The sequence below is a fragment of the Shewanella sp. S1-49-MNA-CIBAN-0167 genome (assembly GCF_040310145.1).
GTDB classification, from domain to species: domain Bacteria; phylum Pseudomonadota; class Gammaproteobacteria; order Enterobacterales; family Shewanellaceae; genus Shewanella; species Shewanella psychromarinicola.
This window is the reverse complement of the sequence record NZ_JBEOPO010000011.1, coordinates 1-18,568: the sequence shown is the minus strand read 5'-3', so window position 1 is coordinate 18,568 and position 18,568 is coordinate 1. Positions and strand designations below refer to the sequence as shown.

General features: G+C 42.3%; 18 protein-coding genes. 13 read left to right on the top strand and 5 right to left on the bottom strand.

Annotation, left to right across the window (positions count from 1 at the left end; genetic code table 11):
- Positions 1 to 2 precede the first annotated feature (2 nt).
- The 5 genes from AAEZ00_RS06935 to AAEZ00_RS06915 all read left to right on the top strand — a co-directional run bounded on the left by AAEZ00_RS06935 (position 3) and on the right by AAEZ00_RS06915 (position 6,498).
- Positions 3 to 2,642 carry a glycoside hydrolase family 3 protein gene (locus tag AAEZ00_RS06935; protein WP_351077088.1) on the top strand — a complete coding sequence of 880 codons (2,640 nt, stop codon included), beginning with the start codon at positions 3 to 5 and terminating at the stop codon, positions 2,640 to 2,642.
- A 372-nt stretch (positions 2,643 to 3,014) separates the two neighbouring features.
- On the top strand, positions 3,015 to 3,815 hold the full coding sequence (gene cysQ, locus AAEZ00_RS06930) for a 3'(2'),5'-bisphosphate nucleotidase CysQ (RefSeq protein ID WP_351077085.1): 801 nt from the start codon (positions 3,015 to 3,017) through the stop codon (positions 3,813 to 3,815).
- 73 nt (positions 3,816 to 3,888) lie between these two features.
- Positions 3,889 to 4,794: a fructokinase gene (mak, locus tag AAEZ00_RS06925; RefSeq protein ID WP_101032241.1), complete on the top strand. Its 906-nt coding sequence runs from the start codon at positions 3,889 to 3,891 to the stop codon at positions 4,792 to 4,794.
- Positions 4,795 to 4,966: 172 nt separating this feature from the next.
- Positions 4,967 to 5,719, top strand: a complete 753-nt coding sequence (locus AAEZ00_RS06920; RefSeq protein WP_351088478.1) for an ElyC/SanA/YdcF family protein — start codon at positions 4,967 to 4,969, stop codon at positions 5,717 to 5,719.
- A 98-nt stretch (positions 5,720 to 5,817) separates the two neighbouring features.
- Entirely contained in the window at positions 5,818 to 6,498 is a 681-nt protein-coding gene (locus tag AAEZ00_RS06915) for a DUF2982 domain-containing protein (RefSeq protein ID WP_124011853.1), read from the top strand.
- 292 nt (positions 6,499 to 6,790) lie between these two features.
- Here AAEZ00_RS06915 and AAEZ00_RS06910 read toward each other — a convergent pair whose 3' ends face one another.
- From AAEZ00_RS06910 to galE, 3 genes are all read right to left on the bottom strand, one after another.
- Positions 6,791 to 7,138: a bactofilin family protein gene (locus AAEZ00_RS06910; RefSeq protein WP_101032238.1), complete on the bottom strand. Its 348-nt coding sequence runs from the start codon at positions 7,136 to 7,138 to the stop codon at positions 6,791 to 6,793.
- Between the two features lie 111 nt (positions 7,139 to 7,249).
- Positions 7,250 to 7,735 carry a ferredoxin-type protein NapF gene (gene napF, locus AAEZ00_RS06905; RefSeq protein ID WP_351088477.1) on the bottom strand — a complete coding sequence of 162 codons (486 nt, stop codon included), beginning with the start codon at positions 7,733 to 7,735 and terminating at the stop codon, positions 7,250 to 7,252.
- Positions 7,736 to 7,803: 68 nt separating this feature from the next.
- Entirely contained in the window at positions 7,804 to 8,826 is a 1,023-nt protein-coding gene (galE, locus tag AAEZ00_RS06900; protein ID WP_351088476.1) for a UDP-glucose 4-epimerase GalE, read from the bottom strand.
- 311 nt (positions 8,827 to 9,137) lie between these two features.
- Between galE and phhA the strand changes: the two genes are divergently transcribed.
- The 7 genes from phhA (at position 9,138) to ompW (ending at position 15,631) form a co-directional block, all read left to right on the top strand.
- Complete coding sequence (gene phhA / locus AAEZ00_RS06895) at positions 9,138 to 9,935, top strand: phenylalanine 4-monooxygenase (RefSeq protein ID WP_124011851.1); 798 nt, start codon at positions 9,138 to 9,140, stop codon at positions 9,933 to 9,935.
- Positions 9,936 to 10,018: 83 nt separating this feature from the next.
- Positions 10,019 to 10,354: a 4a-hydroxytetrahydrobiopterin dehydratase gene (locus AAEZ00_RS06890; RefSeq protein ID WP_124011850.1), complete on the top strand. Its 336-nt coding sequence runs from the start codon at positions 10,019 to 10,021 to the stop codon at positions 10,352 to 10,354.
- A 169-nt stretch (positions 10,355 to 10,523) separates the two neighbouring features.
- A complete protein-coding gene (gene tyrR, locus AAEZ00_RS06885) occupies positions 10,524 to 12,062 on the top strand; it encodes a transcriptional regulator TyrR (RefSeq protein ID WP_101032233.1) in 1,539 nt (512 codons plus the stop codon).
- Between the two features lie 237 nt (positions 12,063 to 12,299).
- Positions 12,300 to 13,286 (top strand): fumarylacetoacetate hydrolase family protein, encoded by a 987-nt coding sequence (locus AAEZ00_RS06880; protein ID WP_124011849.1) that lies wholly within the window; start codon positions 12,300 to 12,302, stop codon positions 13,284 to 13,286.
- Between the two features lie 90 nt (positions 13,287 to 13,376).
- A complete protein-coding gene (gene maiA, locus AAEZ00_RS06875) occupies positions 13,377 to 14,027 on the top strand; it encodes a maleylacetoacetate isomerase (protein WP_351088475.1) in 651 nt (216 codons plus the stop codon).
- Complete coding sequence (locus tag AAEZ00_RS06870) at positions 14,014 to 14,673, top strand: nucleotidyltransferase family protein (RefSeq protein WP_124011847.1); 660 nt, start codon at positions 14,014 to 14,016, stop codon at positions 14,671 to 14,673. Before maiA ends, AAEZ00_RS06870 begins: the two co-directional genes overlap by 14 nt.
- 310 nt (positions 14,674 to 14,983) lie before the next feature.
- A complete protein-coding gene (gene ompW / locus AAEZ00_RS06865; protein WP_101032229.1) occupies positions 14,984 to 15,631 on the top strand; it encodes an outer membrane protein OmpW in 648 nt (215 codons plus the stop codon).
- Between the two features lie 131 nt (positions 15,632 to 15,762).
- On the opposite strand, the gene AAEZ00_RS06860 is transcribed toward ompW, so the two are convergent.
- On the bottom strand, positions 15,763 to 16,518 hold the full coding sequence (locus tag AAEZ00_RS06860; protein ID WP_101034702.1) for an SDR family NAD(P)-dependent oxidoreductase: 756 nt from the start codon (positions 16,516 to 16,518) through the stop codon (positions 15,763 to 15,765).
- 445 nt (positions 16,519 to 16,963) lie between these two features.
- On the opposite strand from AAEZ00_RS06860, the gene metA reads away from it, so the two are divergent.
- Positions 16,964 to 17,908: a homoserine O-acetyltransferase MetA gene (metA, locus tag AAEZ00_RS06855; RefSeq protein WP_351088474.1), complete on the top strand. Its 945-nt coding sequence runs from the start codon at positions 16,964 to 16,966 to the stop codon at positions 17,906 to 17,908.
- Between the two features lie 233 nt (positions 17,909 to 18,141).
- Here metA and AAEZ00_RS06850 read toward each other — a convergent pair.
- Positions 18,142 to 18,568: IS630 family transposase (locus tag AAEZ00_RS06850; RefSeq protein WP_351088473.1), on the bottom strand; the 427-nt coding region annotated here is incomplete at its 5' end.

The following is an 18,568-nucleotide window of genomic DNA, read 5'->3' as shown; positions in this document are numbered from 1 at the left end:
CAATGAAACAGACTCAATTACAGCGTGTCTCGATAGCCATAACGTCGACAAAAACCAGCTTGATTGCCTTAGGTATTTTGTTTAGCCTCAGCGGGTGCAACGACAGTCAACCCACAAATAAGCTTGCTACAGAAGCCGCTGTTATTAATGTTACCGCTGAGAACACCGCATCAAAGTCATTAGCTATTTGGCCTCAATTAACCCCAGCCATAGCAAAAGATCCAGCATTAGAAGCCAATATTGATGCATTAGTGGCCAAGATGACGCTTGAACAAAAAGTGGCCCAGATGATCCAGCCAGAGATCCGTGATATTACCGTTGAAGATATGCGTAAATATGGTTTTGGATCATATCTTAATGGTGGCGGTGCTTATCCTAATAATGACAAGCACGCGACTCCAGCAGATTGGATTGCGTTAGCTGAATCATTTTATCAAGCATCAATTGATGACAGCGTCGACGGCATTAATATTCCAACCATGTGGGGCACCGATGCCGTACACGGTCATAACAATGTTATTGGCGCGACCTTATTTCCGCATAATATTGGTTTGGGCGCCGCCAATAACCCTAAATTAATTGAAAAAATTGCTGCGATTACAGCCAAAGAAGTCATGGTAACGGGGATTGATTGGGTATTTGCTCCCACCGTTGCGGTGGTGCGTGACGATCGCTGGGGCCGGACTTACGAAGGTTATTCTGAGGACCCACAGATTGTAAAAACCTATGCTTATGCCATTGTCGAAGGCCTACAAGGCTCAGTGAAAGGCGATTTTTTATCTGATCAACATGTTATTTCAACGGTAAAACACTTTTTAGGTGATGGCGGAACTGAAAAAGGCATAGACCAGGGCGAAAACCTGGCCAGTGAACAAGACTTATATGACATACATGCACAAGGCTATGTGGGTGGACTCAATGCTGGATCACAAAGTGTTATGGCATCATTTAATAGCTGGCATGGGGTTAAAAATCATGGCAATAAATATCTATTAACAGATGTACTTAAAGATAAATTAAATTTCGATGGTTTTGTGGTAGGTGATTGGAACGGTCACGGACAAGTTGCAGGCTGTACTAATGAGTCTTGTGCGCAAGCCGTCAATGCTGGGTTAGACATCTTTATGGTGCCAACTGCAGCTTGGAAACCATTATATGAAAATACTATCGCCCAAGTTAACCGCGGCGAGATTAGTCAAGCGCGGATAGACGATGCGGTAAGCCGTATTTTGCGAGTCAAGTTTCGTGCGGGTTTGTTTGAAAAACCTAGCCCTGTCAATCGTCCGTTATCGGGTAAAACAGAATTAATTGGTCAAGCAAGTCACCGTGAAGTAGCTCGCCAAGCGGTACGAGAATCATTAGTGCTGCTTAAAAATAATCAATCATTATTGCCGCTAAAGCCGAACGTTAAGGTGTTGGTTGCAGGTGATGCTGCGGATAATATCGGTAAACAATCCGGTGGCTGGACCATTACGTGGCAGGGCACTGATAACCAAAATAGTGACTTTCCTGGTGCTACGTCAATTTACGCTGGTATTGATAAATTGGTGACTCAAGCTGGTGGTAAAGCCACATTGAGTGTTGCCGGTGAATTTGACCCGCAGCAAAAACCTGATGTTGCAATAGTGGTGTTTGGAGAAGAGCCCTATGCAGAAGGTAACGGCGATATTGATAACGTAGAATATCAGCGTGGCGATAAGCGCGATTTGGCTTTATTGAAAAAGCTCAAAGCACAGGGGATCCCGGTGGTATCAGTATTTATCAGCGGTCGCCCAATGTGGGTTAACCCTGAATTTAACCAGTCAGATGCGTTTGTTGCCGCGTGGCTTCCAGGATCTGAAGGCCAAGGCATAGCAGACGTGTTGTTCACTAAGCCAGATGGAAGTGTTGCTTATGATTTTGTCGGTAAATTGTCATTCTCATGGCCATCTTCGCCACAGCAAACTCAAGTTAACGTGCCATTAGCGCAAGATAACAGCGCCCAAGCCCAAGCTGACTATCAACCGCTTATTCCTTACGGCTATGGGTTAACCTATCAGTCAGCGTCAACCGATGCGGTAACCTTAGATCAGTTATCAGAAGATAATTTTTCAGCCACTCAAACACTTGAAGACTTAGCTTTATTTGAACGCGCAGTGAAATCTCCTTGGTCAATGTACATAGCAACCAATAATGAGCGACAGGGCTTATCAAGCAGCGTGGCAAACAATAGTGCACTGAATATCCGTACTATGGATCGCGTAGTGCAAGAAGATGCACGCTTAGTCTCTTTTAATGGTAGTGAACAAGGGACTGTTGGTTTAATCAGTAATTTCCCGCGCGACTTTAGAGCCTACAGCAAAGGTCATTCAGCGTTATCACTGAGCATTAAAGTGCTGCAACCAGTACAAAAGCCGTTGTGGTTAGGGTTGGCGTGTGAAGGTGATTGCCGTCAACAAGTGGATATTGCCAAGCTGGTCAATACTAAATTAGGCGAATGGCAAGCCATCAGTGTATCGCTCAATTGTTTCGCTGGTGAGCCAATGGATTTTGCTAAACTTGTGTCGCCTTTTTATCTGGCCACGGAAGCGAAAGTTGAATTAAGCTTTAGCGATGTTGTCATCCAAGCCAAGCAAGGCGGCAATACCATTCAATGCCAGTAAAATATTTAATATTAAGGGGTTAGGGGTATTTTATTACTGATAAGCCTAGCTAATCATAATTAGAATGAAGGTGATAATAGCGCTTTAATATTGACTGGCGAATGCGAGACGATGACATAACGATATCTAGCGGTTGAATACAAATACAAAAATGGACTGTATTGCTTGAGTGTGACGTTGCTTGGCTTAGTATCTAACGGAGTTAATATACAGTTACTCAACAATCATACTTAGTTGTTGAAAACCGGTGCTTAGTTATTTTTGATTGAAGTGCAATCAAATGGTTATCAATCTATGATGTTAATAATGGCATAATGTCGTATCGATAGTGTGTTGATCTCTAACGTGATATGAATTTGATAAGGAATTGATTTGTCTAACATTGTATTTTCAAAAACAGACTTACAGCAAATAGTAACTCTCGCCAAACAAGCCGGCGAAGCCATTATGCAGGTTTATGCTCAAACTGATTTACAGATTGAAGTTAAACAAGATGATAGCCCGGTTACCGCGGCTGACATCGCTAGCCACAATGTGATTGTTGCCGGCCTTAAACAGCATTTTGCAGATATTGCTGTGATGAGTGAAGAAGATGCTGATATTAGTTGGGCAGAACGACAAACCTGGCAAACCTATTGGTTGATTGATCCACTGGATGGCACTAAAGAGTTTATTAAACGCAATGGTGAATTTACTGTCAATATTGCGCTGATCCACCAGGGACAAGCGATAGTCGGCGTAGTTTATGCGCCAGTATTAGGTAAATGTTATAGCGGCATTGTTGGCCAAGGTGCTTGGCTTGAGCATAACGGGCAGTTATCGATATTAGATATTCATGACCGAGCAGTGCAATCGCCACCTATTGTAGTTGGAAGTCGCTCTCACGTTAGCCCAGATGTTGCCGCTTATTTACAGACTATTGGCGAACACCAAATGTTAAGCGTCGGCAGTTCATTGAAATTTTGTATGGTGGCCGAAGGCCAAGCCGATGTTTATCCGAGACTAGGCCTAACCAGTGAATGGGATACTGCAGCAGCGCAAGCGGTATTGGAAAGTGCGGGTGGACGGGTTGTTGAATATCCGGCACTAACACCACTGCAATATAACCAGAAAGAAAATATTTTAAATCCGTATTTTATTGCCGCATCATCGGCATGGTTTGCCCGCAAGTAGTTGGAATCGTTTTCAGCCTTTGTTGGTCAAATATGGAATCCCAATTAATAATCAGCAAATGGAGTGACAAGTTATGATGCGCATGGGCGTCGATCTCGGTGGTACCAAAATTGAAATAGTGGCGTTAGCCGAAGATGGTGCTGAAATTTTCAGGAAGCGCATTTCTACTCCCAAAAACTACCCTGGAACCATTGAAGCCATTGTGAGTTTAGTTGCCGATGCTGAATCGGCCACAGGACAAATCGGTTCTGTAGGTGTTGGGATCCCAGGGGTCGTGTCACCGTTTACCGGCTTGGTAAAAAACTCAAATTCAACCTGGATTAACGGTCATCCTTTAGACAAAGACTTAAGTGAATTGCTGAACCGCGAAGTGCGTGTTGCCAATGATGCAAACTGTTTTGCGGTATCAGAAGCGGTTGACGGCGCTGCCGCCGGTAAAGGTGTTGTTTTTGGTGGCATTATCGGTACAGGTTGTGGTGCAGGTATTGCCATTAACGGCCGTGTACATGGCGGTGGTAATGGCATTGGCGGCGAATGGGGGCATAATCCACTACCTTGGATGACGGCCGATGAGTTTAATACCACCACTTGTTTTTGTGGTAATCGTGACTGTATTGAAACCTTTATTTCGGGTACTGGCTTTGTGCGTGATTTTCGCGCCGTAGGCGGTGAAGCAACCAGTGGCATTCAAATTGCTGAAATGATGCAACAGGGTGATCCATTGGCAACAGCTGCATTTGAGCGTTATATCGATCGTCTAGCGCGTTCACTTGCGCACGTGATTAATATGATGGACCCAGACATGATTGTACTCGGTGGCGGCGTCTCTAATATCGATGCCATTTATACCGAACTACCTAAAGTGTTACCCAAATATGTTGTTGGCCGTGAATGCGGAACCCAAGTCGTTAAGAATAAGTTTGGTGCTTCTTCAGGCGTTCGCGGCGCAGCATGGCTGTGGGGCAAAGACCAGACGTAGCTTCAGTTTCATTTCTGTGAGAACGAGTCTTAATTCATATCATTGAGCGTTAATCTGCTCCTTATACCAAACGGCACTTAACAAGTGCCGTTTTTGTTTACTCTATATGGTTTGTATTCGAAGCTGATAACGATAAACTAGCCACAGTGTTAATTGATCAAGTGATATACCGATGTTTTGGCTTAAAAAAATCTTATCGCAATTAGTGATGCCGATCCCCTTTAGCATAATGTTACTTGTTATTGCTGCCATCTTGTGGCGAACCCAACGGGCCATGCTACTGCGATTTGGCCGAGTCGCCTTGATCACCGCTATATTGGTGCTAGCATTAACAAGCCAATCGCAAGTGAGTTATTTTTTAGCGGATTCATTAGAATCACAGTATCAAGTTAATCATCAACCGATTACTGGCACTTGTGTTGTGATGGTATTGGGATCGGGTAATCGTGAGCAATATGGCCATACCGCAGTACAGCAACTATCGTCGACGGCACTGGCTCGATTAACCGAAGGCATTCGTCAGTTTGGTCTCGGTCAACATTGTACCTTAGTTGTCAGTGGTTGGAGTGGTGGAAACCAGTCGACAGCTCATGCGACGATTATGGCACAAGCCGCAGAAGAATTAGGGATCCCAACAGCCAATATAGTCGTATTTAATCAACCTAAAGATACCATTGAAGAAGCTTATGCACTTAAGAATATTGTTGGCTATAGACCGTTTAGGTTAGTGACGTCGGCTACGCACATGCCTAGATCTATGCAAATATTTACCTCACTGGATATGCAACCACAGCCGGCGCCCAGTGACTTTATTGCTAGGCAAAGTTATTGGTGGGGCTTAGGTGCAGATCAGTTATTAGCATCTCAGAAAGCTATCCATGAATATGTCGGCATGTTGTGGTTGCAGATCAAAGAGATAAGCTAATTCACATAATTAAAAACTATTAGCCATAAAACCTATTAGTCATAAAACCTATTAGTCATAAAATAGACTTCTATCACAATTAGTTTAAAGGAGAAATCGTGGTCACTGACGAGTTATTAATCAGCCCTTTTATTAAACGTAATGGCATTACACTCACCGTTGTTGGGGCGGTGAGTTTAGTAACTAGCTTAATTATTTTTATCGGGTTTAAAGGCTTTTTTGTGCCCGGTATGCTGTGTTTTGCCTTAGGTTCAGTTGCGCTGGTTTTAGGTGTCTCCAAAGTGTACCAGCCAGCCGTCAGTTTTAAGCTAACCACAGCAGGCGTAGCATTTTTTCATCGCCGCGGACAAGTGTTTATTGAATGGCACAATATTCAACGACTTGATAATGTGCGAGTAAATCAAAACATGGAGTTAATTGAACTGCCTTATATTGGCGTCAAGCTTAAACACATTAATCCCGTTTTAGATTGTATTTCACTGCGCTTGGCCACCGGATTACTGACCGAGCAGCGGCCACTATTAATGACCGCGGCCACCCAGGATGAAGACTTACAAAGTTTAGAAGGCTATTTAGGTGCTGAGTTCACTCCGTTAGTGGTTAACGGTGAACGTTATCGTGGGGTACTGGCTATGTTTGGCCATCGTTGTCAAACGTTGAATGAACAGTTGGGTTACCATGTGTATTTATCGATTGATAGTTTAGACCGAGACCCCAAAGAATTTGTGGCGTTGTTGCGTCAATGGCAACAACAAGCTCAAACCAGTGATGATCAATAGGCATTAGTTTGGGCGTTAAATGATGAACTGGACGGATTTTTATCGAAAATATGTTATTGGTTTACAAGGGCAACTGACTAAGCTCACTTCATCAAACGAAGTTTATCGTGGATGTGGTTAATATTGTGCCAGCTCATTAACCGGCAGCCTCCTTAACTGTCGGTAATTCACCACATTATCGATGGCCTCTTTAGACAAACCATCGCAAGTTAGCTGACATAATATTGATAACCGTTGGCCCTATTATTGTGCAAGTTAAAGCTGCAGGTAAAATGCCTGCCGAAGCCACTCATTAGGCGGTTGTGAGAGGATCGCGGTGACGATAACCTAAAAACTGACCAACATCTAAAATTTCAATGTTTTCACAATATGCATCACCTTCAAAAATACCTTGATCATGAAGCGTTATTTTTTTACAGCGTGCCTTGCCAGTTAATTGCCCAGCAATCATCAACTCGCGACATAAGACATCACCATCGACGGTGCCGCTCGGTTCAATGGTCACATTGCCTTGTGCTTTAATATCGCCACTGACATGGCCCGCAATGAGCACATCACCGCTGAAAATGAGTTTACCGGTTAAATGGCATTCTTGCGCGATAAAGCTTAGTGAGTTAGCAGGTTTTTTTTGACCAAACATCTTAGTGCTCTTATGTCTACGTTGAGAGGGTAATATAGCGCTAAAGGCTAATGAACAACACCAAAATCGCTGATTGAATACTTAATATCTTTCTACGCTTTGGGATAAAAATTAGCTTGGGTGGCCGATAATTATCGCATCCGCAGGGCAAGGGGACACGCAAGCACCGCAACCGTTACAAGCGTCAGTATCTATAACGGGTTTAGGCACTTGTCCTACCGCCATGATAAAGCTAATTGCGCGCGGATCGCAGGCATCTTTACAGCTCTGGCACCAGACGCCTTCATAGGTTAAGCAATTCTCTTTTATGCTGGCGGTAATTGACCAAGGTAAGGATTGAGCGCGTTCAAACACTGGTTCTGGACATGCATCAACACATTTCTGGCAAAACGTGCATTCACCAAGGCTAAAATCTATTTCAGGAAAGCCACCATCGCCTTGTTTGATAATACTTGTTTCGCATGCGGTAATGCATTTATCACAGCGGGTACAATTATCGGTAAATTCTTGGTCAGCTTTGCTCCAAGGCGGACGGATAACATTGGTTTTTCTGCGACTAAAAAGATTCCGACGACTTTGATTGATGCTTTGACTCATTATTATCCCAATTAGACCGAAACGGGCTTGCTGCAGGCAATATTAGCATTAGCTGCAGCAAAAAATTGTTAAGTGCTTGGCAATTTATAACCATCAGGATTAGTTGATTGCCATTTCCAACTGCTATTGGCCATGTCCTCTACTGAGTGGGTTGCATGCCAGTTAAGCTCTGTAGCGGCAAAACTAGGGTCTGCATAGCAGGCTGCGATATCACCAAGGCGGCGGGGACTGATTTGATAGGCAATGGTTTTACCACAGGCTTTTTCAAACGCCTTGACCATGTCTAACACACTGTAGCCTATGCCTGTCCCGAGATTATAAGTCACTAACCCAGGTTTAGTTTGCAGCTTTTTCAATGCTTGTAAATGGCCTACGGCTAAATCAACAACGTGGATATAATCACGCACGCCGGTGCCATCTGGGGTGTTGTAGTCATCACCAAAGACGCTTAATTTTTCACGTTTACCAACAGCAACCTGAGCAATAAATGGCATTAAGTTGTTAGGGATATCGTTAGGATCTTCACCAATCAGGCCACTTTCGTGAGCGCCAACAGGATTGAAGTAACGTAAACGGGCGATATTCCAACTGTTATCCGAGTTGTGTAAGTCCGCTAAAATATACTCAACCATTAATTTAGATTGGCCGTAAGGGTTGGTTGCGCCTGTTGGGAAGTCTTCTTTAATGGGCAGGCTAGCAGGGTCGCCGTAAACAGTGGCCGATGAGCTAAAGACTAGGTTCTTAACGTTATTTTCTGCCATCACTTGGCATAAGATGATGGTGCCAGTAACGTTATTTTCGTAATACTTCAACGGTTTTGCTACTGACTCACCGACGGCTTTTAATCCCGCAAAATGAATGACAGATTCAATGCTGTGATCAGCAAAAACTTTTTGCAGTAAGGCTTTGTTTAAAATATCGCCTTGATAAAACGTCACATCTTTACCGGTAATGGTATGAACACGGGCTAAGGCTTCAACACTTGAATTTGATAAATTATCAACAATAATCACTTCCTGTCCGGCATTTAATAGCTCAACGACTGTGTGAGTGCCAATATAGCCGGCACCACCGGTTACCAAAATAGCCATAGATAAATCGTCCTGTGAATTAATGAGTCAAGTTCAACGGTTATTGTAAATTATCACAGTTCAATAGCCATTTAAATTATGGCATTCATGTTGAAATAATTACTGGTCGGCTTATAAACCGCATGACAGCTTGTTCCTATCAGTGTTGGATAATTAAGCAATCGTCATATAAAACACCCTTTAATCGTGCCTGTACCCATTTGTTTACATTTCAAGCAACATATCCCAGCGACAAAAAATGGTGAGGGAGTTAACAAAACGTTAACCATGGCACACTATGTAATAACTGAAGTTGACGTAAAGTGGAGCTTATGAGTACAGCAACAAAGTATATTGCACATCAACCTGATGCCCAGGGTTACATAGATTATTCAGAACATGAGAATCAATTATGGCAACAATTGTATCAACGCCAAGTGGCCAATATGCCGGGCAAAGCCTGTCATGCTTACCTACAAGGGTTAGATGCATTAGGCATGTCTATTGATCGTATTCCACAGTTACCTGAAATTGATAAAGTGTTAATAGACGCCACAGGCTGGAAAACGGCAGCCGTGCCCGCATTAATTCCATTTGGACGTTTCTTTGAATTATTGGCCAATAAAGAATTTCCGGTAGCAACGTTTATTCGTAGCAAAGAAGAGTTTGATTATTTACAAGAACCCGATATTTTTCATGAGATATTTGGTCATTGCCCATTATTAACCAACCCATCATTTGCTCATTTCTCGCATATGTATGGTCAATTAGGGCTTGCTGCGTCAAAAGAAGAAAGGGTCTTTTTAGCACGATTATATTGGTTCACTATTGAGTTTGGTTTGGTTCAAGCGAAAAATGAGCCTTTAGCCATCTATGGTGGCGGTATTTTAAGTTCACCAGGAGAAACCCTGTATGCGCTAAGTGATGCACCAGAACGTAAACCTTTTGATCTACTGGATGTATTACGCACACCCTATCGTATAGATATTATGCAGCCTATTTATTACGTGATTGAAAATATTGACTACCTTGATGAAGTTGCGCGTATGGATATTATGGCAATGGTAACCAAAGCGCGACAATTAGGCATGTTTGAGCCTAAGTTTGCCCCTAAAGTGAAAGCAAGCTAATGATTAACTGCAGCTGAGGTAAGCATCATTTGACTCGTCAGCCTGCAAGCAAGATAACCATTTAATTAAGTCAAGGAGTGTAAATGAACGCATTAACTGAGATGAAATGTGAAGCATGCCAAGCGGATGCACCTAAAGTGACCGATGCTGAATTAGCTGAGCTTATCGGTATGATCCCCGATTGGGGCGTGGAAGTTCGTGACGGTATTATGCAGCTGGAGCGGGTATATAAATTCAAAAACTTTAAATTGGCCATGGCTTTTACCAATAAATTGGCCGATTTAGCTGAGGCTGAATTTCACCACCCTGGGATCTTAACTGAATGGGGTAAAGTGACGGTGACCTGGTGGTCACATTCCATTAAAGGGCTCCATAAGAATGATTTTATTATGGCAGCCAAGAGCGACCAGTTGCTGTAGATTAATGACGATCACCATCGATTTCAGTATATTACGTTAACGTAATATGCTGAAATAATTGCTCTGTTACAATTCTGCTGTAAACTTCACTTGCCACCGAAGCCATATCCCTCTAACGTTATGCCAAATTTCCGAAACAAACCTTAAATAAATAGGGAATCGTTACATTATGCGTTTGGAAGTCAGCTGTATTGATCGCGTGGGTTTAGCGAAAGACATCCTCGTCGTGCTTGAAAATCACGGCATTAACTTAATGGCTATTGATGCCAGTAATCGGGGTTTCTTATTTCTGCAATTTGCTGAGATTAGTTTTGAAACACTGCGCGAGTTAATGCCGCAAATCCGCAAGGTTGAAAGTGTAAATGATGTTCGTACTGTGTCATTTATGCCATCAGAGCAAGAGCATTACGCTCTAAAAACCTTACTTAAAACCTTACCTGATTCAGTCTTTTCAACCGATGCTAAAGGTCGGATCCGCATTGCTAATGAGTCAGCGTTATTGACGCTCGGTATGGGTGAACATGAGGTAGTGGGTGAGTCACTTAATCATTGGGTACAAGGGTTTAACGTTGCCCGTTGGATGAGCGAAACGCCGGTATTGGCTCAGGCGACTCGGGTGCAAATTAATGGCAGTGAATATCTAGCCGAAATGCTGCCAATTTTCTTGCCTGATGATAATGACAAAACGATTTTAGCCGGTGCGGTTATCTCGCTGAAATCGCCAGCCCGAGTGGGTAAACAGTTTAATGCACTGCAAAATCAGACTACTGGGTTTGATAACGTATTAGCCGTTAGTGACAAAATGAAAGAGATACTCAAGCAAGCAAAACGGATGGCGCAACTAGATGCCCCCTTGCTGATCACCGGTGAAACCGGCACAGGTAAAGAGCTAATGGCTCGTGCTAGTCATGATGCTAGCATGCGCCGTGAACATCCTTTCATTGCCATTAATTGTGCCGCGCTGCCTGATAGCGTTGCAGAAGAAGAATTATTTGGCTTTGTCAGTAATGGCACTGTCGTTAAACGCGGTCTATTTGAAGAAGCCAAAGGCGGGACTGTGTTTCTTGATGAAATTGCTGAGATGTCCAAAGCGGCGCAAGTCAAATTACTGCGTTTATTGCAAGACGGAACCTTTAGGCGGATTGGCGGTGATGAAGAAGTGCGCGCTGATGTGCGGATTATCTGTTCAACCCAAAAACATTTAGCTGAACTTTGCCAAACCGGCGAATTTCGAGAAGATTTATATTATCGTATTCATGTACTCAGTTATCACATGCCATCACTGCGTGAGCGCCGTGTGGATGTGATCCCGTTAACTGAAATGTTTCTAGAACATTATAGTCAGCAGTTATCGAGTCCCTTAAGGCGTATTTCGGCAAGCTGTCGTGATTACCTGTTTACCTATGCGTGGCCGGGTAATGTACGTCAATTGAAAAATGCGATTTTTAGAGCGGTGTCGATGTGGGACGGTTCAACTGAATTGACGGTCGAGCAGCTTAAATTACCATCCTATGCTGAAGGCTTTGGTTACTTCGATGAGGAATTTGAAGGCACCCTAGACCAAGCCATGAAAGAATACGAAGCAGGTTTATTGCGTCGGTTATACCCTGCGTACCCAAGTACACGCCAATTAGCAAAAAAACTTGGGGTATCGCATACCGCCATTGCCAATAAATTACGCGATTACAGTATTAGTAAAAAAAAGTAATGTAACGATTTAATGCCAACTATTTTGATGGCATTTTAGTCACCTTAACGCTGTAAATCAGTGTTTTCGATTATTTTATATTAAAGTAACCAATAATTTACAAATATCCATTAATGCCAGCAAAATGTGATTTAGCATACGCTATAGGCTTTTTTGCTGTGATGGGTTATTTGTATGATCAAATTGAGCGTGTAGTGTGGATTATCCGCCACGTTCATCCAGTATTTAGGAGCCATAATGAAACTTGCAAGTTATCACAACGGACGTCGCGACGGCCAATTGATGTTAGTCAGTAGAGATTTAACCAAAGCGGTCGCTGTACCTGCTATTGCCCATACAATGCAGCAATTACTTGATGCTTGGGATTTATTGTATCCACAATTAAATGAACTTTATGAAGCGCTTAACGATGGCCAAATGGACAATGCAGCCGATTTTGATGAAGCACGTTGTTTATCTCCGTTACCTCGTGCATACCAGTGGGCCGATGGTAGTGCCTATGTGAATCACGTTGAACTGGTGCGTAAAGCACGTGGCGCTGAAATGCCAGCATCATTTTGGACGGATCCTTTAGTCTATCAGGGCGGTTCAGACTGTTTCATTGCCCCTAAAGCCAATATCGAAGTGACAAGTGAAGAGTATGGAATTGATTTTGAATCAGAAATCGCCATCATTACCGATGATGTTGCCATGGGTGTTAGCAGCGAAAATGCCACTAAACACATCAAATTATTGATGTTAGTCAACGACGTATCACTGCGCAACTTGATCCCCGGCGAGTTAGGTAAAGGGTTTGGTTTTTTCCAATCTAAGCCATCAAGTGCATTTTCGCCTATTGCTATTACCCCAGATGAATTAGCTGATAAATGGCAAGACAGTAAAGTACATTTACCATTGGTCACCCACTTAAATGGTGAATTGTTTGGCCGCCCCAATGCGGGTGTTGATATGACCTTTAACTTTAGTCAGTTAGTGGAACATGTGGCTAAAACGCGTCCATTAGGTAGCGGGGCTATTATTGGTTCTGGCACCATTTCAAATTATGATCGCAGTGCGGGTTCAAGCTGTTTGGCGGAAAAGCGTATGCTTGAAATTATTGCCGATGGTAAAGCATCAACATCCTTTATGCACTTTGGCGACAGCGTTCGTATTGAAATGTTTGATGACAACGGTGTGAGTATTTTTGGCTCTATTGATCAAAAAGTGGTTGAGTACAAAGCCTAAGATTATTGCAGTGATATAAATCGACATAAAAAGGCAATAGCGATAAATCGTTATTGCCTTTTTTAATCATAAAACAACAGGGATATTGACATGAAACTCTACGGCTATTGGCGTTCAAGTGCGGCTTATCGGGTGCGGATTGCGTTAAATTTAAAACAGTTAACGGCAGAGCATATTTCGGTGCATTTAGTGAATAATGGCGGTGAACAAAACTCTGCAATATATCATCAACTCAATCCGCAGCATTTAGTGCCGGTATTGGTTGATAACGGTGAGCAAGGTGAACTGACATTATCACAATCACTGGCCATTATCGAGTTTCTTGAAGACAAGTATCCGCAACATCACTTGCTTCCAACCAATATTGAAGATCGTGCCATTGTGCGCAGTATGGCCCAAGCGATTGCATGTGAAATTCACCCTTTAGATAACTTGCGAGTATTACAATATTTAGTCAATGAAATGGGTGTGTCAGAAGCCGATAAAATGCGCTGGTATCATCATTGGATCCACCTTGGTTTTACTGCGTTAGAAGTACAACTAAGTCACCACTGCGGACGTTTCTGTTTTGGTGATAAGCCTTCACTGGCCGATATTTGTCTGATCCCACAAGTATATAATGCCAAGCGCTTTAATCTTGACCTTGCAGCATATCCAAATATTGTCAGCATTTGGGATGAGTGCCAACAATTAGCGGCCTTTGCTGATGCAGCACCAGAGCAACAGCATGATGCCAGCTAGTCAGCGAACGTTACATCCATTGAAGCCAGATGACTTAGCTGGGCAGTTATCGACATGGTTGCAAGATGATGCTCAGCGTCTGCATGCCTTGCACATTTGCCGTGCGGTATTACAACCACTTTATATTACAGATTGGTATATCGCTGCAGGCTTTGTGCGTAATTTGGTATGGGATAAATTACACAAGTTTAAGCCGCAGCCGTTAAATGATATTGATGTTATATATTGGTGTGATATCAATGTGTCAGTGGAGCGAGACCGCGCCATTGAAGCCGAACTTAGGCAGCGAGCAGATTTACCCTGGTCAGTTAAAAATCAAGCCAGAATGCATGTTAAACATGGCGATCCTGCTTATTCCTCGTGCCTTGACGCCATGTCTTATTGGCCTGAAAAACAAACTGCTGTGGGTGTTAAGTTAGTCAATGTTAATGTCGATAACTCCACAGCGTTAACCCTAAGCTCGCCTTCTATTTCAATCAATGAGCATGAGATAAGCGTGGATGCTGTTTTTGGATTAGAAGGTCTTTTTGCTCTCACGTTATGTGCCAACCCCAAGCGTGATATTAGTGTTTTTGAATCCAGACTAGTTCAAAAAAACTGGCTAACCCAATACCCTAAGTTAACGAAGCTCAACGAGGGGAAATAGCTGTTAGAGACCATTTAATATCACGATCTGAGCTTAACGATTAAGTTATCTTCAGTCACGGCTATTTATCACTCAACACCCCCGTTCTTGCCTCGCACTTTTCCTTAATATGAGATTCAGATGCAGATCCACTTTGTGAAACTTGTGATCCAAATCAAGTATATTTGAACAAAGCACTACCACTTTAGAGGTATTCTGTTTTAACTGATCTAGATCAATGTTATTCATCAATGACTTAGGTAGGTTGACTGCGAATGTTGAGGATGCAATTGATTTGCATCCGGTTGTCATTACCAAGGAGTGTTAAAAAATGAATAAGAAAATTACCCTAAGTTTAGTTGCCGTTTCTTTATTAACTGCTGGTTTATCATTTGGCGCCGCAGCCCATCAAGCCGGTGACATTATTGTTCGGGCTGGTGTGGCGATGGTAGCCCCTAATGAGTCGAGCCCTGTAGTGGCCAATATTGCTGAATTTGGCGTTGATAGTGATGTGCAGTTAGGGCTAAATTTTGGTTATATGTTAACTGATAATGTTGGTATTGAATTATTGGCCGCATCGCCTTTTAGCCACGATGTGTCACTGGGCGAATTAGGTAAAATAGCTGACTCTAAGCAATTGCCTCCGACACTGGTAGCACAATATTACTTTGGTGATCCACAATCGGCTTTGCGTCCTTATATTGGTTTAGGGGTTAACTTTACTAATTTCTATGACAATGAATTTACTCAAGAAGCGAAAGATCTTGGTTTAAATAATTTAAGTTTATCTAACTCTTGGGGCTTGGCAGGTCAAGTTGGACTTGATTATCAAATTGACAAAAGATGGTTAGTTAATGCGTCCGTGTGGTATGCACAAATCTCAACCGACGTGAGCTTTGATTTAGGCGCGGATCATGTGGTAGTGGAGACCGATATTGATCCATGGGTTTATATGATAAGTGTGGGTTATACTTATTAAGCGACAGTAATAAATAAGCAAGAATAAGCAAAAATAAAGCAAAATAAGTGTAGCTAAAGTAAGTTAAGTGAAGCTAAAGTAAGAGTATAAAAAAACAGGAACTAATATGTTCCTGTTTTTATTGGTATGAATTACTTGGTTTTTTTACGCGGTTTCCAATGACGGGTATTATAAATATATTCAGGTAATAATCGATTCATCCACGCAACAACACGCCAACGTTTAGTGACATATACTCGCCGTTTACCTTTTTTAAGGGCGGTTAATATTTGTTTGGCAACCTTGTCTATCGGCGACAATAAAAATGCAGTGTTGAGTAACATAGCCTTGTCAAATAACCCTAATTGAATATCGCTGATGGTAATGGGCAATTTCAATCGTTGCGCATGCATGCACAAACCTTGTAGATAATTAACCGCAAACGCTTTAGATGCATGGTAAGCCACATTTGGTCCACCGCGCTGGCCGGCAATAGAGTTAATAGCGGCGAGTTGACCATAACCTTGTTGGCACATTAATTTAAAAATACAGTTACTGATGGCGGCAAATCCTCTGACATTCACATCAATAATATGTTGTTCAATCGGCCAAGGTAGCGTGGCATCGTAGTGATTCACACCCGTATTCACTATCACTAGATGAGCGCCATTGTGTTGCTCCCATGCCGTGGTGAGCTGCTCAATTAACCGTTCAGGTTGGCCAATACTTAAAGGGTATACAGTCACTTCCCCAGGTAAGGTTTGGCAAAATTCAGTTAGCTGATCAGCTTCTGGTACAAAAAGTACTAGGGATACGTTTTGTTCAGATAGCTGCCGTGCAAGCGCTTGGCTTAATTGCGAACTGGCACCAATAATCATTGCTGTCGCGGTAGACGTCGTTGTCAACATAGTAAACATCATCGTAATATGGTGCCTTATAATAGGAATATCAGTTATTGATAACAAGCAGGAAAATTTTTCGACTAAGACGTGTAGACTTCTAGACATCCTTGTGTATGATAAAAGCTGTTAACCGTGAGCGCTTGGTACTCACGGCCATGATAGGGTAGTCGAGCATGCTACAAGCCTTATAGACAGGTAGATCATTATTTTTTTAACATAATGTGACGATGATAATGCAGATGTTTGGGCGGTTTTTTAGGCAAAAATTTATATCGGTTTTGTGATCTCAATCGGTAATAAATGCAGGGTTAAATACGTTAATTATGTCTGCACATTCTATGTAAGTCGGTTAAGCGACGATATGATCGTTACGACAAGCTCATTGTTAAGTAAGATGCTTATGGTTACAAACGCAAGATAATTTGTTTAATCCACACAAAAGGTAACAAGTATGCCGGTTCGAATTCCAGATAACCTGCCAGCGGCAAGTATTTTAGAGTCAGAAAATATCTTTGTGATGTCAGAAACCCGTGCAGCCAATCAGGACATTCGTCCAATGCGGGTATTAATCTTGAATTTAATGCCTAATAAAATCGAAACAGAAACCCAACTATTACGTTTACTGGGTAACACACCATTGCAGGTTGGGGTTGATTTATTACGCATTCATGATAAAGAATCGAAGCACACTTCAGTGGACCACATGAATACTTTTTATCGTGATTTTGAAGACATCAGACATAACAATTACGATGGCTTGATTATTACGGGCGCGCCGCTAGGGCAAATTGATTTTAAAGATGTTGAATATTGGGACCATATTCGCGAGATTATGGATTGGTCTCAACAACATGTGACATCAGTATTATTTCTGTGTTGGGCTGCTCATGCTGGTTTTTATCATCTATATGATTTGCACCGTCGGTTATTAGCGAACAAACGTACAGGGGTATTTAATCATCGCCGAACCAGCGACCCGCATCCATTATTACGTGGTTTTGATGATGAATTTTTTGCGCCGCATTCACGATTTGCTGAAATGGACATCGAACAAGTTCGCCAACATCCTGATTTAGAAGTGTTGGCAGAATCTGATGAAGCTGGGGCCTATATTGTGCTCAGTCGCGATAACCATAATGTGTTTGTTATGGGCCATCCTGAGTATCAAAAAGACACGTTAAACGAAGAATATGTCCGCGATGTGGGCCAGGGACTTAACCCTGATATTCCCAAAAATTATTACCGTCAAGATGATCCCAATCAAGATCCTATTGTCCGTTGGCATAGCCATGGCAGTTTATTAGTCAGTAATTGGCTTAACTATTACGTTTATCAGTTAACGCCTTATGATTTATCAGACATGAATGCCAAAACGCCATGGGAAAATAAAAAATAACCTAGTGATATATTGATCAACTAACTAACCAATTTACTTAACCTTAACTCGGGTTTGAAGATGGGGTTACTTACATTGGGGCTATTACGCGATAACGTGTAGTAGCCTTTTGTTTCTCTGACATTCAGATAATTGTGACTCGAGTGAATGTCGATTTTGGCTGAAGTTCGATGACTAAAAGCCTACCGAGCTCCATTTCTTCCGGTAGACTTACCTTATATACTCAAGTGAATTCAAACTGCAGGTTTTAATTTCTGAAAGTTATCATTAATTGTATCACCGAGTGTATCGGCAATATCGGGGAGGGTGATGCTAAAAAAGTCAGTGATTTTTCGTCGGAATTCTTTTGTCGTTGCGAAGTATTGCCCATTCCTCGCATGCTTATTCATTACCTTCCACAATCGTTCTATTGGGTTTAAATTTGGACTATAAGGTGGCAGGTAATGCAATGTTATATTCAGATTTTTAGCCTCTTTAACCACTAAGGCATTTCGATGGTATCCAGCGCCATCAAGCACCAAATGGATAACACCACTTGTTGAGTAACGCGCTCTAATTTGGTTTAAAAAATCGATGATGGATGCACCGTTAACCGTTTTGCTATATTGCTCAATGACCGCTTCTGTTAAGTGACCAAGTCGGATTGCACCAACCACGTTA